General features: G+C 46.8%; 1 pseudogene. It reads right to left on the reverse strand.

Features of this window, described 5'->3' with window-relative positions:
• Positions 1-84: pseudogene (locus AB3351_RS23710) on the reverse strand (transposase); the annotation flags it as partial.
• Positions 85-216: the final 132 nt, after the last annotated feature.

The raw sequence follows: 216 nt of genomic DNA on the forward strand, positions 1-216 counted from the left end.
CTTCAACAAATGATGGGCAAGCAAAAGCCATCCGACCTCCAAGCTTACCTTCGGCAAGACGCGAAGCAGAAAACGCCGGAATCCGCTTTCCGTGTTGCCTACCCCGCATCCGACGATTTAGATGCAAATGTACATCTAATTTTGCTATATTCCTTCTTAACGGTCATTTAGTTGCAATCGTACAACTAAATCGTCCGTTTTCTGCGTACAGGACGG

The organism is Aneurinibacillus sp. REN35, assembly GCF_041379945.2.
In the GTDB taxonomy this organism is placed as follows: Bacteria; Bacillota; Bacilli; order Aneurinibacillales; family Aneurinibacillaceae; genus Aneurinibacillus.